Source organism: Streptosporangium sp. H13245, from assembly GCF_055690525.1.
In genome coordinates this window covers 1-24,015 of the sequence record NZ_JBSZKT010000056.1, presented here as the reverse complement: position 1 = coordinate 24,015, position 24,015 = coordinate 1, and the positions used below count along the sequence as shown (strand labels likewise).

23 protein-coding genes are annotated in these 24,015 nt (G+C 71.2%); 13 read left to right on the top strand and 10 right to left on the bottom strand.

All coding sequences use genetic code 11. The features are described from left to right. Positions 1–21: 21 nt before the first annotated feature. Positions 22–891: a TIGR03619 family F420-dependent LLM class oxidoreductase gene (locus ACW9TB_RS37815; protein ID WP_472752932.1), complete on the bottom strand. Its 870-nt coding sequence runs from the start codon at positions 889–891 to the stop codon at positions 22–24. 484 nt (positions 892–1,375) lie between these two features. Here ACW9TB_RS37815 and ACW9TB_RS37810 point away from each other — a divergent pair, with 484 nt between their 5' ends. Both ACW9TB_RS37810 and ACW9TB_RS37805 read left to right on the top strand, forming a co-directional pair. After that, positions 1,376–3,124 carry an ABC transporter ATP-binding protein gene (locus ACW9TB_RS37810; RefSeq protein ID WP_472752931.1) on the top strand — a complete coding sequence of 583 codons (1,749 nt, stop codon included), beginning with the start codon at positions 1,376–1,378 and terminating at the stop codon, positions 3,122–3,124. Between the two features lie 211 nt (positions 3,125–3,335). Next, positions 3,336–5,168: an ABC transporter transmembrane domain-containing protein gene (locus tag ACW9TB_RS37805; protein ID WP_472752930.1), complete on the top strand. Its 1,833-nt coding sequence runs from the start codon at positions 3,336–3,338 to the stop codon at positions 5,166–5,168. Between the two features lie 310 nt (positions 5,169–5,478). On the opposite strand, the gene ACW9TB_RS37800 is transcribed toward ACW9TB_RS37805, so the two are convergent. The 3 genes from ACW9TB_RS37800 to ACW9TB_RS37790 form a co-directional block, all read right to left on the bottom strand. Next, the gene (locus ACW9TB_RS37800) at positions 5,479–5,739 is read right to left on the bottom strand and encodes a response regulator transcription factor (RefSeq protein ID WP_472752929.1); all 261 of its coding nucleotides are present in this window, start codon (positions 5,737–5,739) and stop codon (positions 5,479–5,481) included. A gap of 252 nt (positions 5,740–5,991) precedes the next feature. Beyond that, positions 5,992–6,738, bottom strand: a complete 747-nt coding sequence (locus ACW9TB_RS37795) for a hypothetical protein (protein WP_472752928.1) — start codon at positions 6,736–6,738, stop codon at positions 5,992–5,994. A gap of 116 nt (positions 6,739–6,854) precedes the next feature. Further along, the gene (locus ACW9TB_RS37790; protein WP_472752927.1) at positions 6,855–7,457 is read right to left on the bottom strand and encodes an alpha/beta hydrolase; all 603 of its coding nucleotides are present in this window, start codon (positions 7,455–7,457) and stop codon (positions 6,855–6,857) included. A 360-nt stretch (positions 7,458–7,817) separates the two neighbouring features. On the opposite strand from ACW9TB_RS37790, the gene ACW9TB_RS37785 reads away from it, so the two are divergent. After that, positions 7,818–8,096 carry a DUF1905 domain-containing protein gene (locus ACW9TB_RS37785; RefSeq protein ID WP_472752926.1) on the top strand — a complete coding sequence of 93 codons (279 nt, stop codon included), beginning with the start codon at positions 7,818–7,820 and terminating at the stop codon, positions 8,094–8,096. A 144-nt stretch (positions 8,097–8,240) separates the two neighbouring features. Here ACW9TB_RS37785 and ACW9TB_RS37780 read toward each other — a convergent pair whose 3' ends face one another. Next, complete coding sequence (locus tag ACW9TB_RS37780; RefSeq protein WP_472752925.1) at positions 8,241–9,293, bottom strand: sigma-70 family RNA polymerase sigma factor; 1,053 nt, start codon at positions 9,291–9,293, stop codon at positions 8,241–8,243. Positions 9,294–9,396: 103 nt separating this feature from the next. Between ACW9TB_RS37780 and ACW9TB_RS37775 the strand changes: the two genes are divergently transcribed. Beyond that, positions 9,397–10,236: an alpha/beta fold hydrolase gene (locus tag ACW9TB_RS37775; protein WP_472752924.1), complete on the top strand. Its 840-nt coding sequence runs from the start codon at positions 9,397–9,399 to the stop codon at positions 10,234–10,236. A 126-nt stretch (positions 10,237–10,362) separates the two neighbouring features. On the opposite strand, the gene ACW9TB_RS37770 is transcribed toward ACW9TB_RS37775, so the two are convergent. After that, complete coding sequence (locus tag ACW9TB_RS37770; protein WP_472752923.1) at positions 10,363–10,758, bottom strand: VOC family protein; 396 nt, start codon at positions 10,756–10,758, stop codon at positions 10,363–10,365. A 450-nt stretch (positions 10,759–11,208) separates the two neighbouring features. Between ACW9TB_RS37770 and ACW9TB_RS37765 the strand changes: the two genes are divergently transcribed. Both ACW9TB_RS37765 and ACW9TB_RS37760 read left to right on the top strand, forming a co-directional pair. Next, positions 11,209–12,474 (top strand): L-lactate MFS transporter, encoded by a 1,266-nt coding sequence (locus ACW9TB_RS37765; protein ID WP_472752922.1) that lies wholly within the window; start codon positions 11,209–11,211, stop codon positions 12,472–12,474. Continuing rightward, complete coding sequence (locus ACW9TB_RS37760) at positions 12,471–12,602, top strand: MFS transporter small subunit (RefSeq protein ID WP_472752921.1); 132 nt, start codon at positions 12,471–12,473, stop codon at positions 12,600–12,602. The genes ACW9TB_RS37765 and ACW9TB_RS37760 overlap by 4 nt, the downstream gene beginning before the upstream one ends. A 168-nt stretch (positions 12,603–12,770) precedes the next feature. Here the strand turns inward: ACW9TB_RS37760 and ACW9TB_RS37755 are convergent, their stop codons facing one another. After that, the gene (locus tag ACW9TB_RS37755) at positions 12,771–13,304 is read right to left on the bottom strand and encodes a hypothetical protein (protein ID WP_472752920.1); all 534 of its coding nucleotides are present in this window, start codon (positions 13,302–13,304) and stop codon (positions 12,771–12,773) included. Between the two features lie 447 nt (positions 13,305–13,751). Next, on the bottom strand, positions 13,752–14,711 hold the full coding sequence (locus ACW9TB_RS37750; protein WP_472752919.1) for a helix-turn-helix transcriptional regulator: 960 nt from the start codon (positions 14,709–14,711) through the stop codon (positions 13,752–13,754). Between the two features lie 82 nt (positions 14,712–14,793). Here ACW9TB_RS37750 and ACW9TB_RS37745 point away from each other — a divergent pair, with 82 nt between their 5' ends. From ACW9TB_RS37745 to ACW9TB_RS37725, 5 genes are all read left to right on the top strand, one after another. After that, on the top strand, positions 14,794–15,540 hold the full coding sequence (locus tag ACW9TB_RS37745; RefSeq protein ID WP_472752918.1) for an alpha/beta fold hydrolase: 747 nt from the start codon (positions 14,794–14,796) through the stop codon (positions 15,538–15,540). Positions 15,541–15,822: 282 nt separating this feature from the next. Beyond that, positions 15,823–16,761, top strand: coding sequence for an ABC transporter ATP-binding protein (locus ACW9TB_RS37740; protein WP_472752917.1), 939 nt, complete (start codon positions 15,823–15,825; stop codon positions 16,759–16,761). After that, positions 16,761–17,486, top strand: coding sequence for an ABC transporter permease (locus ACW9TB_RS37735; RefSeq protein ID WP_472752916.1), 726 nt, complete (start codon positions 16,761–16,763; stop codon positions 17,484–17,486). The genes ACW9TB_RS37740 and ACW9TB_RS37735 overlap by 1 nt, the downstream gene beginning before the upstream one ends. Before the next feature lie 31 nt (positions 17,487–17,517). Then, positions 17,518–18,651 carry a sensor histidine kinase gene (locus ACW9TB_RS37730; protein ID WP_472752915.1) on the top strand — a complete coding sequence of 378 codons (1,134 nt, stop codon included), beginning with the start codon at positions 17,518–17,520 and terminating at the stop codon, positions 18,649–18,651. Positions 18,652–18,763: 112 nt separating this feature from the next. Continuing rightward, a complete protein-coding gene (locus tag ACW9TB_RS37725) occupies positions 18,764–19,369 on the top strand; it encodes a response regulator transcription factor (protein ID WP_472752914.1) in 606 nt (201 codons plus the stop codon). 385 nt (positions 19,370–19,754) lie between these two features. On the opposite strand, the gene ACW9TB_RS37720 is transcribed toward ACW9TB_RS37725, so the two are convergent. Then, positions 19,755–20,630 carry an SGNH/GDSL hydrolase family protein gene (locus tag ACW9TB_RS37720; protein ID WP_472752913.1) on the bottom strand — a complete coding sequence of 292 codons (876 nt, stop codon included), beginning with the start codon at positions 20,628–20,630 and terminating at the stop codon, positions 19,755–19,757. Between the two features lie 164 nt (positions 20,631–20,794). Here ACW9TB_RS37720 and ACW9TB_RS37715 point away from each other — a divergent pair, with 164 nt between their 5' ends. Further along, positions 20,795–22,024, top strand: coding sequence for an isochorismate synthase (locus ACW9TB_RS37715; RefSeq protein WP_472752912.1), 1,230 nt, complete (start codon positions 20,795–20,797; stop codon positions 22,022–22,024). A 516-nt stretch (positions 22,025–22,540) separates the two neighbouring features. Next, positions 22,541–23,095, top strand: a complete 555-nt coding sequence (locus ACW9TB_RS37710; RefSeq protein WP_472752911.1) for a GNAT family N-acetyltransferase — start codon at positions 22,541–22,543, stop codon at positions 23,093–23,095. Between the two features lie 18 nt (positions 23,096–23,113). Here ACW9TB_RS37710 and ACW9TB_RS37705 read toward each other — a convergent pair whose 3' ends face one another. Continuing rightward, positions 23,114–23,629 (bottom strand): protoglobin domain-containing protein, encoded by a 516-nt coding sequence (locus ACW9TB_RS37705; RefSeq protein ID WP_472752910.1) that lies wholly within the window; start codon positions 23,627–23,629, stop codon positions 23,114–23,116. Positions 23,630–24,015: the final 386 nt, after the last annotated feature.

Below are 24,015 nucleotides of genomic sequence, written 5' to 3'. Positions count from 1 at the left end.
GTGAGGAGCCGGGAGGCCGGGCTAGGCGGGGAGATGGTCGAGGAGGGCGAACCGCTGGGCGAACGCGGACATCTCCTCGCGTTGCCCGTCCGGCTCGGCGGTGGTGGGGTTCACGACGAGACGGGTCACTCCCTGCGCGGCGAGTACCTCGACCTGCTCTGCGGTCATGTCGATCGACCCCCACCGCGTGTACTCCAGCGCTTCCGGGCCGCGACCGGCCTCGACGGCGGCGGCCCGGGCGAGATCCATCTGCAGGGCGCGCTCGTCCGGGCTGAGCGCGCCGCCGGGAAAGTAACCGTCGCCACGCCGCCCGGCGCGGCGGGCGGCGGCCCGGCTCGATCCGCCGACGTGGATCGGCAGGTGGGTGACCCCGCGGGGCTTGGGGAAGACGCACAGGTCGTCGAAGGAGAAGAACTCCCCGGCGAAGCCGACGCCGTCCTCGCCACCGGCCCAGAGCAGCCGCATCACGTCGATCGCCTCGTCGGCACGACGGCCTCGGGTGGCGAAGTCGACCCCCACCGCCCGAGCCTCGCCCGGCAGGGTGCCGAGCCCCACGGTCAGCAGCCGCATCCGTCCCCCGGACAGCACGTCGACGGTCGCCAGGCGCTTGGCGAGGACCACCGGGTGGTGGTACGGCAGCAGCAGCACCGCCGTTCCGAGCAGGATCCGCTTCGTGGCGGCGGCCACGAAGCTCAGGCAGTCGAGCGGATCGGCGTACGGCAGCGACGGCGGGAGCCGCATGGACCCGAACATGGCGCCGGGATACAGCGCGATGTGCTCGGGCAGGTACAGCGCCTCGAAGCCGCAGTCCTCGGCGTGCCGCGCGTAGGCCGCGATCCTGCCGGGGTCGGCACCGTAGAAGGCGGTGTTGTAGCTGACGGCGAACTTCATGGCCATTCCTCCGATCGGTTGCGGCCACGGTAGAACCCTGACGCCGGTGTCAAGGCAACCCGCGACCGCTCACGATCGCGACGCACTCCCCCGCGATGCCGTACGGGGGCGCTGGATCAGGCGGGTCCCGGGCGGACAACAAATTGGTTGCCCTCGTGGCCGGACGTCTGCTGGACTCCTGACGACGACCAGTCGATCAAGGAGAAGGAAATGCGCGAAGCGTCCATGTTTTCCCGGAAAGGAAATCCCACCTACCTAGAGGACATGACGCTTAGTGATATCGCGCAAACTGTGGATTCCGGCGCGCGGAGCCGCCGGTAGGACAAATTCGGCCGAACGGCCGCTTCACGCCGCCGGGGCCATCGACAAGATCGGCGGCGTCCGTGGCTCGGGTGCCCCCGATAACCCTGGTGATCCCGGTGATCCGGCCGCCTCCGCCCGGCGCGTCGTCCTGCGCCACCTCCGGCCGGGGCGCCGCTCCGCCGTGGCCCTCGCCGCCGCCGTCGCGGCCGCGACGGCGCTGCCGCTGGCGGCACCCCAGGTCACCCGTCGCTTCGTCGACGACGCGATCGGCGGGGCGAGCACCCGCCACCTCACGCTGATCGCCCTCGGCTACCTCGCGCTCGCCCTCGCCGGGCAGGTCGCCCGTACGGTCACCGCCTGGCTCGCGAGCCGTCTCGCCTGGGACGGCACGAACCGGCTGCGGGAGAGGCTCGCCGAGCACGCGCTCGGCCTCGACATGGCCTACCACGGCAGGCGAACGCCCGGCGAGATGATCGAGCGGGTGGACGGTGACGTGGTCGCCGTGGCCGAGTTCGTCGTCGCCTTCCTGCTCGACATCGTGGCCGGGCTCCTGCTCCTCGCCGGGGTGCTCGTCGTCGTGTTCACCGTCGACGCGCGTCTCGGCGGCGTGCTGCTGGCGTACTGCGTGCTGATCGGGTTCGGCATGGCCCGCGCGCAGAGGCTGGCCGTGCCGTCGGCCACCCGCTCGCGGGCGGCGAGCGCGGCGCTCTTCGGCACCCTTGAGGAACGGCTGGCCGGTGTGGAGGACATCCGGGCCAACCGCGCGGGGGAACACGTCGTGAACCGCTTCCACCGGGCCTGCGCCGCCTGGTACCGCGCGGAGTTCCGGGCCGCGCGGGTCGGGACCGGCATCCTCGCGGGGACGACGGTGGCGTTCGCGGCCGGTACGGCGATCGTGCTCGGCCTCGCCGCGTGGACCCGGGAGTCCGGGACGCTCACGGTCGGCACCGCCGTGCTGCTCTTCCAGTACACGCAGATGGTGCGCGCGCCGTTCGAGCGGTTGATCGACCGGCTGAGGGAGTACCAGACGGCACTCGCCGGCATCGCGCGCATCGGTGACCTGCTGGCCGAGCGGCGCACGCTTCCCGCGCCCGCCGACCCGCTGCCGCTGCCGCTGCCCGCGTACGGACCGCTCGGCCTGCGCCTTGAGGGCGTGGGTTTCGCGTACGCCGACGACGACGAGCGGGTGCTGTCGGACATCACGATCACGCTGGCGCCGGGCGAGACGCTCGGCCTGGTGGGCCGTACCGGCAGCGGCAAGACGACCATCGCCCGGATGGTGCTGCGCCTGTACGACCCGACCGAGGGCACCGTCCGGGTCGGCGGGCTGGACCTGCGGGACGTCGATCCCGCGTCGGTACGCGAGCGGATGTGCGTGGTCACCCAGGACGTACAGCTCTTCGCCGCCAGCGTCAGGGACAACCTCACCCTCTTCAGGCCGCTGGCCGACGACGACCGGCTGCGCGCCGTCCTCGGCGAGGTCGGTCTCGGCGACTGGCTGGCCGCCCTGCCCGACGGGCTCGACACCACCTTGGGCGGCGCCCCGGAAAGCGCCCCGGAAAGCGGGCCGGGAAAGGGGTTGAGAAACGGGCCGGAAAGCGGACCGGGAGGCGGCGTCTCGGCCGGGGAGGCTCAGTTGCTCGCGTTCGCGCGGGCGTTCCTCACCGATCCCGGGCTCGTCGTGCTGGACGAGGCGTCCAGCAGGCTCGACCCGGCCACCGAACGGCACGTCGAAGAGAGCGTCGACCGGCTGCTCACCGGCCGGACCGGCGTGCTCATCGCGCACCGGCTCTCCTCCCTGTCCCGGGTGGACAAGATCGCCGTCATCGACCACGGCAGGGTCGTCGAGTACGGCCACCGCGCGGATCTCGTCGCGGATCCACGGAGCCGGTTCACCCGGATCCTCGACGCCGCAGAGGTACGCCGATGAGGCCCGTGACACCGGATACCGCAGCCGGATACCGCCGGGAGGTGCCGATGAGGCCCGCGACGCCGAACACCGCGAAGGTGTACGACACCGGACGCCGTGACGGCACACCAACAAAGCCCGCGACGCCAAACACCGCGAAGGTGTACAACACCGGACGCCGTGGCGACACACCAACAAGGCCCGTGACGCCGGACACGGTGGAGGTGCGCCGATGAGGCCCGTGACGCTGGTGGCCGCTCGCCTCGTCCGTTTCGACCTGCGCCGCTACCTGATCGGCGCCCTCCTGTGGATGCCGGTCAGCGTCCTCCCGCTCGCCGGTGGGCTGGTGCTGCAACGGCTCTTCGACCAGATCAGCGGGTACCGCGCCGCGAGCCTGGAGCAGTCGCTGTGGCTGTGCGCGGCGTTCGTGGGCGTGGAGGTGGTCCGCGGCCTGGTGCTCGTCGTCGCCTGGTCCTACGGGGTCTACTGGTGGGGCGCCGCCGCGACCCTCCTGCGGGCCAACGCGCTGCGCTCGATCCTCACCGCGCGCGGGCCCGCCGCGACCCGGCTGCCGCACTCGCCGGGCGAGGCGGTCGCCCGCTTCCGCGACGACGTGAGCGACCTGGTGAACCTCACCGACGAGAGCGTCCCCCTGGCCGGTTCCGCGCTCTTCGGCGGCGCCGCTCTGGTGATCATGGCCTCGATCGACCCCGTCATCACCCTGGTGCTGGCGGTGCCGATGATCGCGGCGGGAGTGTTGAGCCGGTTGCTGAACGAGGTGATCCGGCGGCTGCACCGGCGTGCCCGGGTGCTCGGCGCGGCCGTGACGGCCCATATCGGGGAGATCTTCGGCGGCGTACTGGCGATCAAGACCGCCGGGGCCGAGGACGCGGTGCTGGAGCGTCTGCGCGAGCACAACCGAGGGCGGCGCGACGCCGCCGTCAAGGACCGGCTGGCGACCGACGTGCTGGACACCGCGACGGGCGCGACCGTCGAGATCAGCATCGGTCTCGTACTGCTCCTGTGCGCGTCGGCGATGCGCCGCGGCGACTTCACGGTGGGCGACCTCGCGCTGTTCACCACCTATGTCGGCTGGCTGACGGCGCTGCCGCGTACCATCGGCACGATCCTCTACCGCCTGCCCCAGGGCGCGGTCGCCGCCGAACGGCTCACCCGGCTGATGGCGCCGTACGAGGACGCCGGTGACCTGTCGCGCGGTAACGACGTCTGGCTCGACCGGGAACCGCCTCCCGTCGCGGCGCCGCCGAACCGCGGCGACACGCTCCAGGTCGTCGAGGCGCGCGGGCTGACCGTGCGTCACGGCGGCGGCGGGCGCGGTGTGCGGGCGGTCGACCTGCGGGTGGCGCGGGGGTCGTTCACGGTGGTCACCGGCGCCGTCGGCTCGGGCAAGACGACCCTGGTACGCGCCCTGCTCGGCCTGGTACCGCTGGACGCCGGGACGATCACCTGGAACGGCCGTCGCGTCGACGACCCCGGGACGTTCCTGGTCCCCGGCCGCGCGGCGTACGCGAGCCAGGTCCCCCGGTTGTTCTCGGAGTCGCTGCGGGAGAACCTGCTCCTGGGCTGGCCCGCGGGCGACGACCGGCTCGCCCTGGCCCTGGAGCTGGCGGCGTTCGAGGAGGACCTGGCCGGAATGCCGGAGGGCATGGACACGGTCGTCGGTCCCCGTGGCGTACGGCTGTCCGGTGGCCAGGCGCAGCGGGCGACCGCGGCGCGGGCGCTGGTCCGGGCGCCCGACCTGCTGGTCGTCGACGACCTGTCGTCGGCCCTGGACGTGGAGACCGAGAGGCTGCTGTGGGACCGCATCGCCGACGCCGCCCGCGACGGGCGCGGCCCGGGAACGCTGCTGGTGGTCTCCCACCGGCGGGCGGCACTGGAGCGGGCCGACCAGGTCGTCGTCCTCGACCGCGGCCGGGTCGCCGGTCACGGCCCGCTCGGCGAGCTGCTGGAGAACTGCCCGGAGATGCGGCGCCTGTGGACCGAGGAACGCGCCACCGAGGCCGGGGAACAACCGGAAATCGGCACACCGGGCGCGGCGTGGTAGGCGGGCGGGCCGGGCGGTGACCCGCCGGTCAGCCCGTCAACCGGGCGGTCGCGGCCCGGATCCGACGCACGAAGGGAATCGTGCCCGGATCGGGTGCGCGGAGGGGATCCGGTCAATCAGGTGGCCACGGCCCCGATTCGACGCGCGGAGGGATAAGGAGAGGATTCGGAGCGGAGCGAGCCCGAGGACGCGACGGCCCGGTGCGCCGGGCCGTGCGGTGTGCCCCCGGTGGTTCATGATCTGTCCCTCCCCGAGACGCCAGCTCTGGAAGACCATCACCAGGTCGGCCTGCTTGGCGCGGTCCGGCGGTTCACGGCCTGTCTCCCCGGGGTGCCAGACCGTGTTCGTACGCGTAGATGACGGCGTGCACGCGGGTACGTAGCCCGAGTTTGCCGAGGATGCGGGCGGTGTGGGCCTTGACGGTCCCCTCCTCGATGGTCAGGGCAGCGGCGATCTCCTCCAACAGGGTGAGCCCGACGAGGAGAGCCGCGACCCCGACCACGAGCAGGCCGTCCCGTACGTGTGCCCTCGGGCCCGACCGACCCGACTTCGCCCCCCGGACACCGGGCACCGGTCACGGACCTGAAGCAGGCCGGGGACCTGGAGCCGGTCAGGGACCCGGAGTCGGTCGGAGAGCTAGAGCCGATCAGAGGCTTGAAGTTGGTCAGGGATCCGGAGTCGGCCGGAGGCTCGAAGCCGGTTGGAGAGCTGGAGTCGGTCAGGGACCTGGAATCGGTCGGAGGCCCAACGTCGGTCAGAGGCCCGGAGTCGGTCAGGGATCCGGGGGAAACGCCGTCCGGCGGTGTCGTGGGCTTTCTCGTGGTCACGAAGGGGCGCCGTCCGGTCCGGTCGCCGGGAACTCGCCGCCGCCCGCCACGTGCTCGATCAGTTCGGCCACGGCCCTTCGCCCGCCGTGCGCCTCGGCCCAGCGGCTCACCCTGCACGCGGCCTTGGCGTAGAGTCCCCCATCGGCACCACCGGCACGCAGCCAGTCCTCAAGCGTCTCGGGCAGCGGCTCCTTCGAGTCCACCCGGCACCGGTCGCGGGCCGTCGCGGGGGCGAGGTAGCGCGGGTCGTCGGACACCAGGACGGCGAGTCCCTCGTTGAACCATTGCGGGACCCGCCCCGACCCGAGCCGGGCGTGTAGTTCGACGTGTGACATCTCGTGCGAGACGATCACCGGATCGATGCCGCGCGGCGACAGCATCACCGTGCGGTTCAGCACCGCGATTCCGCGCTCCCCTCCCCCGCCGATCCTCCGGTAGCACGCGTCGGTCACGCAGGCCAGGATGCCGGGAGAGCTCTCGCGCCCGCCGTAGAAGTCCGCCACCCGCCGGGCTGCCGTGTCGACGACCTCGGCCACCTGCCGCCGCTGCGCCGCCGACAGGCCGGGTTCGACGTACAGGCCGGGCCTGAGCCGTTCCATTCCGTAACAGCCCGGACAGGTCGTGGCGGCGACCGACGGGAAGGCCACCGCGACCCCCGCCGTCACGGCGAGGGTCAGCGCGCCGAGCAGGGCGAGCAGCCACGCCCCTCTCCTGCGGACGGTTCTCCAACGGTGTAGATCCATCACGTCACTCCGGTCGCCTGTTCGCTGATTCGCCAGGGAACACTTTCTCGCGCGTGAACGGCCTCCGCTGCCGCCGCCCGCCCGCGTGTCGGATTCGATGATCATGTCGTGGTACGTCAGGACGCGGCCGGTCCGCAGGCCGCGCCGACGGGTGGCATCGCTCCCGTGGTCAGGTAGCGGTGCGCGTGCTCGCGGGCACAGGGATGCCCGCCGAGGTGGAGGGCGTGGCCGCCCAGTGCGGGCAGGTACCGGGCCCCGGGAAACTGTGCCGCCACCCGCCATCCGTCCTGGGGCGGGGTGATGTCGTCGTACTCGCCGTTGGTGATCAGAACGGGTGGCAGGCCCGGAGTGCGGAGGGAGTGCGGGGCGAAGGTCCCGGTCCTGGGCAGTCCTCCGCAGTGGTTCGCCATCGGCCACACGTTACGCCAGCCGACGCGTGGTGCGACACGCCGCAGATCGGACTCCAGCGCCTTCAGCGTCAGGTAGCCGGACGGGTAGGGGAAGTCGGCACACAGCGCGATCCGCGACAGGTCCGGGCCGGGTGCCCCCACAATCTTGGCGAAGAGCGAGGCGTCTCCCCCGCGCGCCTGTGCCAGCGCGGTGGCCAGATGCTCCCAGCCCGCCTGGTCGGAGAAGAAGGCGCGGAGGTGACCGGCTCCGCGCGTTCCGGGGCCGGAGGCGCCACCGCCGCCAGGAGGGTGAGCACGCCTGCCGCACATGTGAGAACGATGTTCATGGATCCCACGCCGCCGAAGGCGGGGCGGGCACGGCGTCCGCCTTTCGGCAGATCTTCTCGAACCCCGTCGAAAGAGCAGATCTTCTCGGACCCCGCCGGAAGACCGGGCGGCGACGTGCTCGACGGCCCCCTGGGACCCTGGGTGGGCTCCCGCCCGAAGAATTTTCGCCCGCGAGCGACGAGTCCTTCCCGTCGCGGGAGTCACCTTTTCGAGATGACGCCGCGAGCGCGCGAGACGGAACAGGCGATCGAGCGCGCCGACCGACACCAACCTCCGGCCCGGTGGCGACACGCCACCGGCCGACGCCTTCCAGCACCTTACGGACGATTTCAGGAGACGAAGATGACCGCGCAACCGCTTGACCACACCTTCACCGCGCCGATCGAGAAGGACGGGGCCTTCGCCACCTTCGTGACCGTGCCGGACTCCGCCGAGCTCCTCGGTACGAGACGGGCCGTGAAGGTCGGCGGGACGATCGACGGCCACCCGTTCACCGCCACCCTCATGCCCTCGGGCAACGGCCCGCACTGGCTTCCCATCAGGGCCGCGCTGTGCAAGCTCATCGGCAAGGACCAGGCCGGGACGCAGGTGGCGTTCCACCTTGACCAGCGGTTCAGCTGAACCGTCCGGGCGGACCGATGAACCCCATGGCGACCGGAAGACAGGCACCCGGCCTTCAGCGCGTACCCAGGTCTCGGTCCGTACGCGGACCTCGGTCCGTTCCCGAGCCTCGGCGCTGTACGCGGGCCTCGGTCCGTTCCCGGGTCAGGGTAGTGCGGCGGGCAGCCCGAAGGGGGCGAAGTGGCCGGGGCCGACGAACGAGGTGATCTCGGCGATCCGCTCGTCACGCAGGGTGAACACGTTGATCGCCCAGGCGAGGTAAGCCTCGGTGGCGTCGTCCCAGAGGTAGCAGCCCACTCCGGGCTGGCCGTTCGCGCCGACCGGGAGGTGCCGCCAGCTTCCGCAGCTCGTCAGCGGGACCCGTACGGCGAAGTCGGTGACGGCCTCCAGACCCCGGTACCAGTGCGCCATCGGCGGCATCGACCAGGTGACGTCCTCGGTCAGCAGCGCGATCAGGGCGTCGGCGTCCCCGCGTTCCAGGGCGGAGGAGTAGTCGGCGACGATCTCCCGTACGCGGGCGTCGCCGATCTTCCGCAGCGTCGGCTGCTGGGTCCGGGGGAAGACCTTGTCCGCGACGACCCTGCGGGCCCGCGCCAGGGCGCTGTTCACCGACGTGGTGGTGGTGTCCATCGTGGTGGCGATCTCGGCGGCGGAGAAGCCGAGGACCTCGAACAGCAGCAGCGCCGCCCGCTGGTTGCCCGGCAGGTGCTGCAGGGCCGCGACGAAGGCGAGCTCGACGGCTTCGCGCTGCTCGTAGCGCGCGTCCGGACCGGCCGGGGCGTCGGTGAGGCCCGCGTCGGGGTAGGGGCTCAGCCAGGCGACGTCGGCCAGCGGCGAGTCGCCGAGCACGGCGTGGTCGCTGGAGGGTCCGAGATCGACGGGCAGCGCGCGCCTGACGCGGGCGCCCGCGAGGTCCAGGCAGGTGCGGGTGGCCACGGTGTAGAGCCACGAGCGCAGCGAGCTGCGGCCCTCGAAACTCGCCAATCCCCGCCAGGCCCGCAGCAAAGCGTCCTGCAGGGCGTCGTCGGCGTCGTGAGTGGAGCCGAGCATGCGGTAGCAATGGGCGTGTAGTTCGCGACGCAACGGCTCCACGAGCCGGGTGAACGCGGCGTCGTCCCCTTTGCGCGCCCGGACCAGGTCGTCGTCCCCGGCACCTTCCGCCGCCACGATCGCGGACCGCGAAGAAATCTCCCTCACAAACGACGATTCTGCCCCACGCTGCGAGTCTCCACTTCGACCGGGCCCCACGGCACCGGCCCAGACCATTCCAGACCGTTCCATATCGTTCCAGGAGATCATGATGAACCACACGACGACCGTCACCACCGGGTCCCTCAAGGTCCCCGGCGCCAGGCTCCACTACGAGGTACGGGGACAGGGACCCCTCGTGGCGCTCGTCGGCGCCCCGATGCACGCCGCGCACTTCGCGCCGCTGGCCGACCTGCTCGCCGCCGACCACACCGTGCTCACCACCGACCCCCGGGGCCTCAACCGCAGCCCCCTCGACGAGCCCGGCCAGGACTCGACCCCGCGATTGCGTGCCGACGACCTCTCCCGGCTCCTGGCCCACCTCGACGCCGGTCCGGCCGTGGTCTTCGGCTCCAGCGGCGGTGCCGTCACCGCGCTGGCGCTCGCCGCCGCCCACCCCGAGCGGGTACGCGCCGTGATCGCGCACGAACCCCCGCTGAGCCGCCTGCTCGACAACCCCGAGGCGCACGACGCGGCGGTCGAGGACATCATCGCCACCTACGCCTCCGGCGACGTCGCGGGCGCCTGGGTCAAGTTCATGATCAACGCCAACATCCCGCTGCCCGAGTTCGAGGAGTCCGCCGGTGCTCCCGCGGAGGCGCCCGCCGCGCCCGATCCGCAGCAGGCGGCCGACGAGCGTTTCTGGTTCCTGCACGAGATGCGCGGGACCACCCACTGGCAGCCCGACATCGCCGCCCTGCGCGCCGGGCCGGTCTCCATCGTGGTCGGCATCGGGAAGGAGTCGGCCGGACAGCTCTGCGACCGCGCGTCGATCGCGCTCACCACGGCGCTCGGCACGGAGCCGACGTACTTCCCCGGTGGGCACATCGCCTTCGCCGACGACCCCGAGGGCTTCGCCCCCCGGCTGCGCGAGGTCCTGCGGGAGAGCTGAGCGACGACGTCGCGGACGCGGGACCGCACACCACCGGCCGTCCCGCCCGCTGGGGGACGCCCGCGTTCTCGGAAAGAACGACCGTGGGCGCGGGGAATCCGCTACGGCGGGCCGGGGCGCGGAGGATCAGGCGAGGTTCAGCTGCCAGGAGACGCCGAAGCGGTCGTTGGTCCAGCCGAAGCGCTTGCTGAAGCCGTAGGAGCCGAGCGGCATCAGGGGTTCGCCGTTCTCCGACAGCGCCGCGTACAGGCGCTCGATCTCCTCCTCCGACTCGCACCGTACGTACAGCGAGACCGACGGGGTGAAGCCGAAGGCGTGCTGCACGTTGCTGTCGATGGCCATGTACTCGTTGCCCGCCAGCGTGAACGTAGCGTGCTGCACGCTGCCCTCCGTGCCGGGTCCCTCGGGGCCGTAGCGGGCGATGGCGAGGATCTCGGCGTCGTCGAACAGCGACATGTAGAACGTCATCGCCTCCTCGGCGGCGCCCTGGAACATCAGGAAAGTGGTGATTTTCTGCGACATCGGGTGAACTCCTGCCAGGGGGCGTGAAGGACGAGGACACCCCCTGCCATGGGGACGGCCTGCTCACCGAGAGTACCGGTACCGGCACCGGATTCGTCGGGCACATCGAACGCGTGCTCGACAAATATTTCAGGACTAGCTTATATAAGTCAAACCCGATACGCCCGCGAACGGGGGCCAGGAACCGACGAGGTAGCGTCCCCGATCAGGTCGCCCCTCCCGCCGACCCCCGAGCCATCCGGAACGCCGGGCACCACCCCCACCAAATCGTTTCAATTGCCGCATCAGCCACCCTCGACGAAGCGGTGATCGCGGAATACGGTTATGTGCATGCCGGACGAAAAGGTAAAAACCCCCATATTTACCGTCTCCTCTGGTTTCTTCAGTCGTGCGCGTACGGTGGCGCCTCCAACCTGGAGTCGCTGGCTGATCCCCCCTGCGGCGCTCTCGGTGCACCTCGCCATCGGCCAGGCCTACGCGTGGAGCGTCTTCAAGCCGCCACTGGAGTCGGCGCTCCACCTTTCCGGCACGGCCAGCGCCCTGCCCTTCCAGGTGGGCATCGTCATGCTCGGCCTGTCGGCCGCGTTCGGAGGAACGCTGGTCGAGCGCAACGGCCCGCGCTGGGCGATGTCCGTCTCCGCGCTCTGCTTCTCCCTGGGCTTCCTGATCTCCGCGCTCGGCGTGTCCGTCGGGCAGTACTGGCTGGTCGTGCTGGGGTACGGCTTCGTGGGCGGGATCGGCCTCGGCATCGGCTACATCTCCCCGGTGTCCACACTGATCAAGTGGTTCCCCGACCGGCCGGGCATGGCCACGGGCATCGCCATCATGGGATTCGGCGGAGGGGCCCTCATCGCCTCACCGTGGTCCACCCAGATGCTCGACGCGTTCGGCACCGGCACGGGCGGGATAGCCACGACCTTCCTGATACACGGCCTGGTCTACGCGGCCTTCATGTCGATGGGCGTGCTCCTGATCAGGGTTCCGCCCGAGGGCTGGCGGCCACGGGGCTGGGAACCGGCGAAGGCCGCCGCCCGCCCGCTGGTCACCGCCGCCGACGTCTCCGCGCGCAACGCGATCCGCACGCCGCAGTTCTGGCTCCTGTGGGTCGTGCTGTGCTTCAACGTCACCGCGGGCATCGGCATCCTGGAGAAGGCCGCCCCGATGATCAAGGATTTCTTCGCGAACACCGCCATGCCGGTCACGACCGCCGCGGCGGCGGGCTTCGTGGCCCTGCTGTCCCTGGCGAACATGGCGGGGCGCTTCGTGTGGTCCTCGACCTCGGACCTGATCGGCCGCAAGAACATGTACCGCGTCTATCTCGGCGTGGGCGCCCTCTTCTACCTGGCGATCGCCCTGGCCGGGGACTCCCACAAGTTCCTGTTCATCCTCTGCGCGCTCGGCATCCTGTCCTTCTACGGGGGAGGGTTCGCCACCGTACCGGCCTACCTGAAGGACCTGTTCGGGACGTACCAGGTGGGGGCCATCCACGGTCGGCTGCTGACGGCCTGGTCCACCGCGGGCGTCCTCGGTCCGCTGATCGTCAACGCCATCGCCGACTCGCAGAAGGCCGCGGGCCGGTCGGGACCCGCGCTCTACACGACGTCCCTCTACATCATGATCGGGCTGCTCGCGGTCGGCTTCCTGGCCAACGAGCTGATCCGCCCGGTGAATCCCGTCCACCACGAAGTTCAGCACGAAAGAGGAGGCGACGCGTGACGACGGACGACGGCCCCCCGGCCGGGAACACCCCCCTGATGATCCTGGCCTGGACCTGGGTCGGCCTCCCCTTCGCGTACGGCGTCTACGAACTGTTCCAGAAACTCACCCAGCTCTTCGGCGGCTGACCGCCGTGGCGACCCCGCGTGTTCAGCGAAGAGGCCGAGGAGAACGGTCGGTGGCGGCTGAAGGCTTGGTGCTGGGTCAACACGAGTGTGGTGAGCAGCCGACCGGTCTCAGGAGTGTCAGCGGGATGCGGTCCTGGACGCTGGGTGGCTCCCTCTCTGCCCCTGCGGCTATGAGGCGAGAAGGTCGAAGTGGAAGCCCGTCACGACGCATACCAGCGCACCGATGCGCATGATTGTCACGTTGCGTTCGTGGGCCAGCAGGTACGCCACCTGCTTTTGAACCCACATCAGCAGCAGCCCAGGCGCATAGAACAGGAAGACGGGGCCGATCACCGCCAGGATTATGGTCACGAGGAAGGCGGCGACGAAGAGGACGAAACTGATCACCGGAATGTCGGGCATCCGTTCTACCAAGTCCATCAGGAAGAACATGTGCTCCGACACGGCTGGCACCAGAAAGAACACCGACCCGAAACAGGCCAGCATGAGCAGGCAGCCACCGTTCTTGATGATGGGCGCCAGGCGTCGCAGGCGCTCGGCACCGATGATGTCCAGCAGAAGAGTCAGGCCGCCCGCGAAGCTCAGGATCTTCCCGATACGGCCCACCCACACCATGGACATGACACCGAAGAGATCATGACCGAGCGTGGATTTCCCCTCCCACCACATTCCCCAGGCTTCGAAGTAGTTGATGCTCGTCACGACCGGAGCGTAGAAGCGGGCCGCCGATATCGCTAGGCGGTGCCCGAGAAAATGGCGGCCGGGATCGAGCCGATGCGGTGCTGGCGATGCCCTCCGGGGTCCTTCTCCGAATCGTCGCCTCAGCCGGACCGCCGGCCGATCGCAACCTGATCGGCATGATGGTCGCGCCGGGCCTGGCCTCGCTGCGCTGGCTACGAGACCGTCTGTGAAGCGGTGACCGTGCCATCGCAGCACCGCAAACGAGCGCCCTTGGGGTACGGGCTGGCGAAGTTCCCTACCGCTGCGAGCCGATGACCACTACACCTCGCCGGTGTCAATCTCGAATCAGAGGTGGTCGTCTCATCGAGATTGAGGTTCGTGCCGTCTTTGACGATCTCCCACTGCCATCCGCCAGAGAGTCAGGGGTAGCGCAAGATGCCCCCGTCCGGACACCGGGACGGGCCTGAGTCAGGGTGGGGTGCCGTCGGCGGAGGTGAGGAGGCGGGCGGCGAGGGCCCTGATCTCGTCGCGTAGTTCGGCGGGGGCGATCACGGTGAACGGCCAGCCGAGTCCGGCGAGCATCTGGGCCATCCCGTCGAGCCGTTCGGCCCTGACGGCGAGCAGCACCCCGTCCGGGGTCTCGGTCAGGGTCGCCGTGACGGCCGGGATCCGCGCGGCGGCCTCCTCCAGGGTGGTCTCCAGCAGCACCCTGACCTCGTGCCGGTACGGCACCGCCGACAGCGAGCCGACCACGTGGGCCACCGGGTCGAAGCCGTCGGGCACCCGGAAGCCCCGCTCGGTGCGCGCCGCCCGGTCTACCCGGTCCACCCGGAACGTCCTGATCTCCCCGCTGCCGTGGTCGTGCCCGGTGACGTACCAGCGGCCGGAGTGGAAGACGATGCCGTACGGGTCCAGGTCGCGCTCGGAGGCGTCGCCGCGCCAGGAGCGGTAGGCCAGCCGGACGGTGACCCGGCGCCGGGCGGCGTCGGCGAGGGCGAGCAGCGGTCCCGCCCTCGGGGTGCTCGCCTTCGGCGCCGCGTTCCCGGTGTGGCCCAGCGTCTCCGACACCGCGTCGACGCGCTCGCGCAGCGGGCGTGGGAGCACCCGCTGGATCTTGGCCAGCGCGCTCTCGGTCGCGGCCTCCCCCACCGCCAGCCCGGTCCGCCGCCCGGCCAGCAGGCCCAGCACCACGGCGGTGGCCTCGTCGTCGGTGAGCATGAGCGGCGGGAGCCGGTAGCCGGGCATCAGCCGGTACCCGCCGTGGCGGCCCCGCTCGGCCTGGACCGGCACCCCGAGTTCCGACAGCCTCACCGCGTAACGGCGGACCGTACGCTCGTCCACCTCCAGCCGCGCGGCGAGGTCGGGGCCGGTCAGGCCGGGGGCGGCCTGCAGCAGCTCCAGCAGCGCGAGTACCCGGGCGGCGGTCATCGGAAATCCCCTCAAAAATCAGGACCGATACTGTCCGGATTCGATTCTAGGGTGAAACCAGGCGAACAGAGGAGAGACGAAAATGAGCACGTACGTCCTGGTCCCCGGTTTCTGGCTCGGCGCGTGGGCCTGGGAGAAGGTCACCGGGCCGCTGCGCGCGGCCGGGCACGACGTCCACCCGGTCACGCTCACCGGCCTCGGCGACAGGGTTCATCTGGCGGGTCCCGAGGTCGACCTGGAGACCCACATTCAGGACATCGTCAACACCGTCGTCTTCGCGGACCTGACCGAGGTGATCCTCGTCGCCCACAGCGGGGCCGGTGCCCCGGTCACCGGCGCGGCCGACCGGATTCCCGAGCGCGTCGCCCGGGTCGTCTACGTCGAAAGCGGGCCTCCGGCCGACGGTATGACCCAGCTGGATCTCACCGAGCCCGAGTGGCGGGCGTTCATCGAGAGGCGGGTCACCGAGGAGGGCGGCGGGGTGAGCTACCCGCTCCCCTCCTGGGAGGAGCAGGAGCGGGCCGGGGCCAGCCTGGAGGGACTGGGCGAGGCCGAGCGCGAGTGGCTCGCCTCCCGCGCGACCCCGCAGCCGTACGGGACGATGACCCAGCCGCTGGTGCTCAAGGGGGGTGCGGACGCGCTGCCCAAGACGCTCGTCACATGCTCGTTCCCGCTGGAGCAGGTGCACGCCATGATCGCCTCCGGTCACCCGTTCTTCGCGGCGCTCGCCGGGCCCGAGTGGAGCTTCGCCGAGGTGCCGACCGGTCACTGGCCGATGTTCTCCAGGCCGGAGGAGACCGCCGCCGCACTGGCCGCGCTGGCGGGCTGAGGGGGCTGAGGGGTTGAGGGGGCAGGGCGTCGCGGGAGCCCGTGGAGATCGAGGTACCGGGCCCCGCGAAGCCCCGACAGGCCCAAAAGGCCGGGGTGGCGCGGAGTCTCCGGAGGATCGGGAGGAGCAGGAAGACCGGGAGGACCCGGAGGAGCGGGAAGACCTGGAGGAACGATAGGAGCGGGAGGACCCGAAGACGAGGCGTCGGTAGGACATTTGTCATGGGTGGCACCGGATCGATGGATCTGCCGAGGATCATGCGCTCTCCGTAGCGTCGTTGGCATGACAAATGACGCGAACAGCGCGGTGTCTCTCCGGGACGTGACCAAACGTTTCGGGACCGTGCGCGCCGTGGACGGCCTCAGCCTCGACATCCCCACCGGGCAGACCGTCGCCCTGCTCGGTCCCAACGGCGCGGGGAAATCGACCACGATCGGGTTACTGCTCGGGTTGCTGGCCCCCGGCTCCGGGACGGTGCGCGTCTTCGGGGGCAGCCCCGAGGCGGCGGTCCGGAGCGGGCGGCTGGCGGCGATGCCCCAGGAGGGCGGCCTCGTCTCCCGGACCACGGTCCGCGAACTGGTGAGTTTCGTCTCCGGAACGTACCGGAGACCGCTCCCGCTGGAGGAGGTGCTGGCGACCGCCGGGCTGGAGGAGCTGGCCGATCGCAGGATGGAACGGCTGTCGGGCGGCCAGGCACAGCGGGTCCGCTTCGCGCTCGCGCTGGCCGGAGACCCCGAGCTGATCCTGCTGGACGAGCCGACCGCGGCACTGGACGTACGGGCCAGGCGGGAGTTCTGGGAGAACATGCGCGCCTTCACCGCGCGCGGCAGGACGATCCTGTTCTCCACCCACTACCTGGAGGAGGCCGACGAGTACGCCGACCGGGTGGTGGTGATCGACAGGGGCCGGATCGCGGCCGACGGCACCAGCAGGGAGATCAAGCGGCTGGTCGCGCTGTCCACGGTCAGCGTCACCGCCACCGGGGACACCGCCCCGCTGGAACGCCTGCCCGGGGTCGTCTCGATGGAGATCCGGGGCGAGCGGGCCCACCTGCGTACCCGCGACGCCGACGCCACCGTCGTGGCGCTGGCGGCTGCCGGAGCCGTACGGGACCTCGAAGTCGTCCCCACCGCGCTCGAAGACGCCTTCCTCGCGCTGACAGGGCTGACAAAGAAGGCAGACCGGACAGACCAGGCGATGCTGACGGAGGTGGACGTCTGATGGTCGGCTACATCCGTCTGGAGGTCATCAGGGCCCTCCGGGACCCGGGATACGTGATCATGGGTTTCGCGATGCCCGTGACGATGTACCTCATCTTCACCAACCTCGGCGTGACGGGCGACGACCGCGTCTGGGCCGCCCTCTACGTGATGATCAACATGGCCGCCTTCGGCTCGATCGGCTCGGCCTTCAACAACGGCAGCGGCATCGCCGAGGACAGGACGGCGGGCTGGCTGCGGCAGCTGCGCATCACTCCCCTGGCCCCGGTACGGGTGGTCGCGGGCAAGGCGGCGACCGGCATGCTCGTGGTGCTGCCCGCGATCACCGGCGTGTGCCTGTCGGCGGCGCTGCTCAACGGGGTACGGCTGGAGGCCTGGCAGTGGATCGCGATCGTGCTCCTGCTCTGGGTGGGCTCCCTGCCCTTCACCCTGCTCGGCCTGTCCTTCGGCTACCTGTTCAGCGGCCAGACCGCCGCCGTGCTCAACATCGCGGCCAACATGGCGATGGCGATCGTCGGAGGGCTGTGGCTGCCCACGGAGGGCTTTCCCTCCTGGTTGAGGGCCGTCGCGGAGTGGACGCCGAGCTTCGGCTACGCCGACCTGTCGCGGAAGGTCGCCTTCGGGGAGGCGCCCGGGGTGGGCACGGCGCTGATGCTGACCGGCTGGCTGGTCGCCTTCGGGCTCCTGGCGGTGTACGGCTACCGCCGGGCCGGACGCGTGAGGTGAGCCGCGTGAGCCACGTGATAGGAGTGGCCGGGTGAGCGTGAAGGCGGAGGAACCCCGGGAGGCACCGGGCCGGGAAGGGTGGTGGAGGACAGCGAGGCGGGAAGGTCTCGGGAGCGTCCGGAGGAGAGAGCCGGGAGAGCTCGCCTTCTACCCGTGGCTGCTGATCGCGTACCCCCCGCTCAGCGACCTCGCGGCGGGGCACGTGCACCCGGCGCTACCGGCCGGGCTGGGCGTGGCCGCCTTCGCCGTCCTGTACGTGCTGTGCATCCGGCTGTCCTTCCACGACCGGCGGCGCGCGGCGGCCGTGGCGCTGGCCGGGCTGCTGGTGGTCGCCTTCCTGCTGCTGGCGGTCTTCGCGCACAACTGGTTCTATCTCGCGCCGCTGATGACCATCGCCTGCGGGACCGTGCTGCGGGGCCGGTCCGTCTACCTCCTGCTCACGGTGCTGACGCTCGCGCTGGTCGCGGTGATGTGGCGCGCGGGGGCGAGCTGGGCGAGCATCTCCCTGGCCACCTGGGGGACGACCACCGGCGGCCTGGTGGTCAGCATCGTCCTGAGGCTGTTCTCCGTGATCGCCGAACTCCAGGAGACCCGCGAGGAGCTCGCCCGTGTCGCGGTGGCCGAGGAGCGGCTGCGCTTCTCCCGCGACCTGCACGACCTGCTCGGGCACACCCTGTCGGTGATGGTGGTCAAGGCGGAGGCCGTACGGCGGCTGGCCCCCCGCGACGCCGAGGCGGCGGCGCGGCAGGCGGCCGACATCGAGGCCGTCGGCAGGGAGGCGCTGACCGAGGTGAGGGCCGCGGTCACCGGCTACCGGGGCCGGGGGCTGGCCGCCGAGCTGGCCTCGGCGCGTACGGTCCTGGCCGACGCGGGCATCGCCGCCACCGTCACCGTCACCGAGGAGCCGCTGGCCCCGGAGGCCGACGCCCTGCTGGGCTGGGCCGTACGGGAGGGGGTGACCAACGTGGTCCGCCACAGTGGCGCGGGCACCTGCGAGATCATCCTGGAGAGAACGACCTTGGAGATCCGTGACGACGGCCGGGGGCGCGGCGGGAACCCGCTGGGCAACGGCCTGCGCGGCCTGACCGAGCGGGTCGTCGCGCTCGGCGGGACACTGGAGACCCACGATCGCGACGGCTTCCTGCTGAGGGTGACGCTTCCGTGAGCAAAAGTGCTGTCGGCGGGGGAGGTGACGCTTCCGTGAGTAAGGGTGCTGTCGGCGAAGGAAGTGACGCTTCCATGAGCAAGGTTCTATCAGCGGAGAAAGTGACGCTTTCATGATCAGAGTGCTGCTGGCGGAGGACCAGGGCATGATGCGCAGCGCGCTGGCCCTGCTTCTCGACCTGGAGGACGACATCGAGGTCGTCGCCACGGTCACCAGGGGCGACGAGGTCGTACCGGTCGCGCTCGCCGCGCGTCCCGACGTCGCCCTGCTGGACATCGAGATGCCGGGGGCCAGCGGCCTGGACGCCGCGGCCGGGCTGCGGGACGGGCTGCCGGGCTGCCGGGTGCTGATCCTGACCACGTTCGGCAGGCCCGGCTACCTGCGGCGGGCGATGGAGGCGGGCGCCGCCGGGTTCCTGGTCAAGGACGGTCCCGTCGAGGAGCTCGCCGAGGCGATCCGCCGGGTCCTGACGGGCGAGAAGGTGATCGACCCCGCGCTGGCCGCCGCCGCGCTGAGCACCGGCGCCAGCCCGCTGACCGACCGCGAGCGGGACGTGCTGGCCGCGGCGACCGACGGCGCGACGATCTCCGACATCTCACGGCGGCTGCACCTGTCGGAGAGCACGGTACGCAACTACCTGTCCGCCGCGATCGGCAAGACCGGCACCCGCAACCGCATCGAGGCCGCCCGCACCGCCCGGCACAACGGCTGGCTCTGACCCGCCGGGTCCTCACGGGAACGGCCATGACACCGGCGGCGGACCGGGGCCTCACAGGGGACGGCCCCTCCGGTCGGCGGGAACGGCCGTGGCACCGGCGATGGACCGGGACCTCACGGGGACGGACCCGGTCGACGGAAACAGGCCGTGACACCGGTGGCGATGAGCCGGGACCTCGCAAGGGACGACCCCAGTTGCCGGAGACAGGCCGCGACACCGATGGTGACGGGCCGGGACCTCACAGGGGACGACCCCCGTCGACGGAAACAGGCCGTGACGCCGGAGGAGGTACCGGGGCCTCACAGGGGACGGCCCCGGTACCTCCTCCGGGAACGCCCGGTTCCTCCTCGGGGACCCGCCCGAGGAGGAACCGGGCACGCCGGGGTCAGGGCATGAGAACGGGGGCGGGGGCGGTGTCGTCCTCGGTGAGCCAGTCGCGCATCATCGCGTAGGTCTTCTCCGCGATCAGCTTCTGGCCCGCGGCGTTGGGGTGGAAGAAGTCCCACTTGCTGAGGTGGTCGACCGTGAACCGCTGCCTGAACACCTCGTTGCCGTCGAACCTGCAGGCGGGGCCGTACGCCGCGCAGACCCTGGCGAGCGCGGTGTTGTAGTCGGCCACCCGGGCGCGCACGCGGTCGCGGCGTGCCCGGTCGGCCGCCGAGGTCGAGGTGGGCCGCTCCAGCATGGTGGGGCAGATCCGGCCCACCGCCCAGAAACCGCGCGCCACCGGGTTCTTCCTGCCGATCTGCCACAGCCGTTTGAGGTCGGGGACGCTCGCCACGAACACCCGGCCGCCGGGCCGCCCGGCCCGGAAGAGTGCCAGGGCCTCGGCCACCCGCCTCTCGTAGACGGCCACGGGGGTCATCAGCCGTTCCTCGGACACGCAGGCGTCCTGGGCGCCGATCAGCACCGTCACGTAGTCGGCGCGGCGGCCGACCGCCCGGGTCACCTGACCGGCGAGGTCGGCGCTGGTGGAACCGGGGACGGCGAGGTTCACGTTGTTCCCGGCGACGGCGACGTCCACGGCCCGCAGCCTCACGTACTGGCTCCGGACGCTCTGGTGGTCACCGGTGGACCAGGAGCGCGAGGAGCAGGGGAGATACCAGCCGCAGGCGTTGAACCCCGCGCTGATGGAGTCGCCGAGCGCGGCCATGACCACCGGCCGCCAGGGTTCCGACGTCCGGGTGGCTCCGGCCGGGGTCGTCCAGGCGGTCGTGAGGGCGGCCAGCCCTGTGAGTGCTGTCACAGTCGTGCGAAGCATGGCACCTCCACTGAGGGATCGTGTCTGCTTCGGATGTATCACCGCAGGCCAGGGCGGTAGGGTCCGTTGACCGAGTGCCTTGGTTTTCTTGACACCGCGTGGCGGATGTGCTGACGGGAGAACCGCCGTCGAACACGTTCAGTTTCCGGCATAGAGTGGCGGGGGTGAGTGTAGCGCTCGGATCAACCCGTCCTCTCGTGGTGACGACCACCCCCGTCGACGACCCCGGTGACCTGTTCGCACGACTGCCGGAGACCGCCCCCTACGCCTGGGTCAGGCAGGGGGAGGGTCTCGTCGCCTGGGGCGAGGCCATCCGCCTGGCCGTGCCCCCCGGCCCCCGGCGTTTCGACTGGGCCCGCGACCGGCTGTCGGACCTCTTCGGCGAGGCGCACGTCGACGACGACGTGACCGCGCCCGGCTCGGGCCCCGTCGCCTTCGGCTCGTTCACCTTCGACCCGGAGGCCAATGGCTCGGTCCTCGTCGTCCCCCAGACCATCCTCGCCCGCCGCGACGGCCGCGCCTGGCTGACCACCGTCGGCGAACGACGGCTCGACGCGGTCACCCCGCTCCGCACCCCGGGCAGGATCCGGTACGGCGACGGCAGCCTGACCGCGCCCGAGTGGGAGCACGCCGTGGCCAGGGCCGTCCGGCGGATCAGGTCGGGCCTGCTGGAGAAGACCGTGCTGGCCCGCGACCTGGCCGCCGTCGCGGAGCGGCCGATCGACGTCCGGCTGCTGCTGTCCCGCCTGGCCGGCCGCTACCCGGAGTGCTACACCTTCTCCTGCGCGGGGCTGGTCGGCGCCACCCCCGAACTGCTGGTCCGGCGCACCGGGGAGACCGTCGAGTCCCTGGTGCTGGCCGGTACGATCCCGCGGGGCACCGACCAGGCCGACGACGTGGCGCGCGGCACGGCCCTGTTCACCTCGGAGAAGAACCGCTACGAGCACGCCTGCGCGGTCGCGTCGGTACGCGAGGCGCTCGACCCGCTCTGCGCCGAGCTGAAGATCCCCGAGGAGCCCGAGCTCCTGGTGCTCTCCAACGTCCAGCACCTGGCCAGCCCGGTGAGCGGGCGGCTGTCGGACGGGGCCTCGGTCCTGGACGTGGTGGCGGCCATGCACCCGACCGCCGCCGTCGGCGGCACCCCGACCGGGGCGGCGCTCGCCGTCATCCGCGAACTGGAGGGCATGGACCGCGCCGGGTACGCCGGGCCGGTGGGCTGGATCGACGCGCGGGGCGACGGCGAGTGGGGCATCGCGCTGCGCTGCGCCCAGATCGAGGGTTCCACGGCCCGGCTGTTCGCCGGTTGCGGCATCATGGGCGACTCCGACCCGGCCTCCGAGCTCGCCGAGGCCGAGGCCAAGCTCCGCGTGATGCGGTACGCCCTGGAGGGCTGACGCCGATCACCCTTCCCGGGCACCTCGCGCCTGGGAGGGGCCGGAACACGGCTGCCGGGCAGACGGGCCTTGCGGGCGGCCCGGTGGACAGGTGAGCATGTGGGCGCCCGGCAGGCAGGTGGGCCCGATGGACAGGTGGGCCAGACGGGCAAGCGCGCCTGGCGGGCAGGTGAGCCCGGTGAGCCCGACGGGCAAGTGAGCCTGGCGGGCAGGGGTCCGGTAGGCAAGTGGGCCTGGTAGATAAGTGAACCCGGCGGGCAGGTGGGCCCGGTGGGTTCCAGCGCCTCCGGCCCGCCTCCGGGAGCGGTCGGGCGGTCACGACGGGTGATCCTCCGCCGGGCCCGCCAGGGCCGCCGTGTCCGGGCGATTCCCGCCCGGCCTGGCCGCCACCCGGCGAATAGGCGTACCCTCACAAGTGCAATACATCGGACATTTCCGGCAAGAAAACGATATTTTCTCCAGCTCGGCGTCCTCTCGTCGCCGTACGGCCGGTCAACTCGTCAGGGAGAGGAAAACATGGCCCTACTGACCACCGCCCGCCTCACGGTGCGTGACTGGAGTCCCGAAGACGCCGGTGAGGCCCTCGGCATCTACGGCGTCCCGGAGGTCACCCGGTGGCTGGCCCCCGCGATGACGCAACTCGACGGTGAGCAGGCGATGCGGGCCACGCTGGAGTCGTGGTCCCGCAGCCGCACCACCCTGACACCCCCGCTGGGCCGGTGGGCGATCGTCCGCAACTCCGACCAGCGGGTCGTCGGCGGCCTCTCCCTGCGATACCTGCCCCCCGACGAGGAGGACATCGAGATCGGCTGGCAGCTCTCCCCCGACTCCTGGGGGAACGGCTACGCCACCGAGGCCGGTCGCGCCCTGGCCGCGTGGGCCTTCTCCATCGGCGCCCACGAGCTCGTCGCGGTCGTCCGGGTGAACAACGACCGCGGCGCGGGAACGGCGAAGCGCATCGGCATGCAGTGGGTCGGGGAGACGGACAAGTACTACGAGACGCGTCTCAACGTCTACCGCCTCTGGCCCAGTGACCTCTCCCCCGCCGACAAGGACCCGCTCCGGCCCTGACCTCGGCTCCCGCGGGTCTTACCAGTCGGCGGCGTCGACGTAGGGCCGGGTCCAGACGGTGACGTGCAGCATCACGGACTTGGTGAAGGCGGCGTGCATGCGGTCGACCCGCTCGGCCGGGGCGCCTCCGGCGGCCAGATAGTCGCGGGCGGTGGCGATGACGACCGCGGTGAAGGCCAGCAGGTAGCGCATCGGGATGTGGTCGAGTGAGTCGGCGTGGTCGGTGGTGTTCTTCTTGGCCCGGGTGTGGCGCAGCCCGATCTCGTGCTGGTAGTTGAGCCAGTCCTGGTCCAGCGGCCGGGTGCAGGCGTCGATGATGAAGCGGTCGAAGCGTGGCTTGGACGCGGCGCCGTACTCGGGGTTGGGGGTGCCGTCGGGGTGGCCGGAGTAGGCGCGCATGAACGGCAGTTCCCCGAGCCGCTTTCGGTAGGCGCTCACCATGTCGTCGGCCTGGTCGGCCAGCACACGGGCGGCCTCGATCAACGCCTGCTCGTCCTGTTCGGTCAGCCCCACCACGGCCTTGAGGTGCTCCAAGTCCTCCAACGTCAACGGCGAAACAGCGGCCTCACCGGTGCCGTAGGTATAACCCGGGATCCTCTCGGACCGCTCGACGACCGATTCCGGTACCGGTGTGTGGTCACTCATGACAAAGGTCCCCTTTGATCGGTGTCGCGGCGCGGCGGCCATGATCGTAAACGGTCTGTACAAACTCACGGGCAGAGGAGGCGTCCGGTCCTCGCGAGGGATGACATGTCCCGACGCTAACGGCGGAACGCTTCGACGGCGGTCGAACGGAGGCGGACTTAATCTGGCTGTATGGGATATCCGGAACCAGCACCACGGGCAGGCGGAGACACCGACATCGCGGTGATCGGCGCGCTGGTCGCCGACCCCGGACGGTGCCGGATCCTGCTCGCCCT

Excerpts from the sequence above, each read along its gene's own strand:
- ACW9TB_RS37815 (WP_472752932.1), bottom strand. The coding sequence starts at position 891 with ATGAAGTTCGCCGTCAGCTACAACACCGCCTTCTACGGTGCCGACCCC.
- ACW9TB_RS37805 (WP_472752930.1), top strand. The coding sequence starts at position 3,336 with ATGAGGCCCGTGACGCTGGTGGCCGCTCGCCTCGTCCGTTTCGACCTG.
- ACW9TB_RS37795 (WP_472752928.1), bottom strand. The coding sequence starts at position 6,738 with ATGGATCTACACCGTTGGAGAACCGTCCGCAGGAGAGGGGCGTGGCTG.
- ACW9TB_RS37790 (WP_472752927.1), bottom strand. The coding sequence starts at position 7,457 with ATGTGCGGCAGGCGTGCTCACCCTCCTGGCGGCGGTGGCGCCTCCGGC.
- ACW9TB_RS37785 (WP_472752926.1), top strand. The coding sequence starts at position 7,818 with ATGACCGCGCAACCGCTTGACCACACCTTCACCGCGCCGATCGAGAAG.
- ACW9TB_RS37775 (WP_472752924.1), top strand. The coding sequence starts at position 9,397 with ATGAACCACACGACGACCGTCACCACCGGGTCCCTCAAGGTCCCCGGC.
- ACW9TB_RS37770 (WP_472752923.1), bottom strand. The coding sequence starts at position 10,758 with ATGTCGCAGAAAATCACCACTTTCCTGATGTTCCAGGGCGCCGCCGAG.
- ACW9TB_RS37750 (WP_472752919.1), bottom strand. The coding sequence starts at position 14,711 with ATGACCGCCGCCCGGGTACTCGCGCTGCTGGAGCTGCTGCAGGCCGCC.
- ACW9TB_RS37745 (WP_472752918.1), top strand. The coding sequence starts at position 14,794 with ATGAGCACGTACGTCCTGGTCCCCGGTTTCTGGCTCGGCGCGTGGGCC.
- ACW9TB_RS37740 (WP_472752917.1), top strand. The coding sequence starts at position 15,823 with ATGACAAATGACGCGAACAGCGCGGTGTCTCTCCGGGACGTGACCAAA.
- ACW9TB_RS37735 (WP_472752916.1), top strand. The coding sequence starts at position 16,761 with ATGGTCGGCTACATCCGTCTGGAGGTCATCAGGGCCCTCCGGGACCCG.
- ACW9TB_RS37725 (WP_472752914.1), top strand. The coding sequence starts at position 18,764 with ATGATCAGAGTGCTGCTGGCGGAGGACCAGGGCATGATGCGCAGCGCG.
- ACW9TB_RS37720 (WP_472752913.1), bottom strand. The coding sequence starts at position 20,630 with ATGCTTCGCACGACTGTGACAGCACTCACAGGGCTGGCCGCCCTCACG.
- ACW9TB_RS37710 (WP_472752911.1), top strand. The coding sequence starts at position 22,541 with ATGGCCCTACTGACCACCGCCCGCCTCACGGTGCGTGACTGGAGTCCC.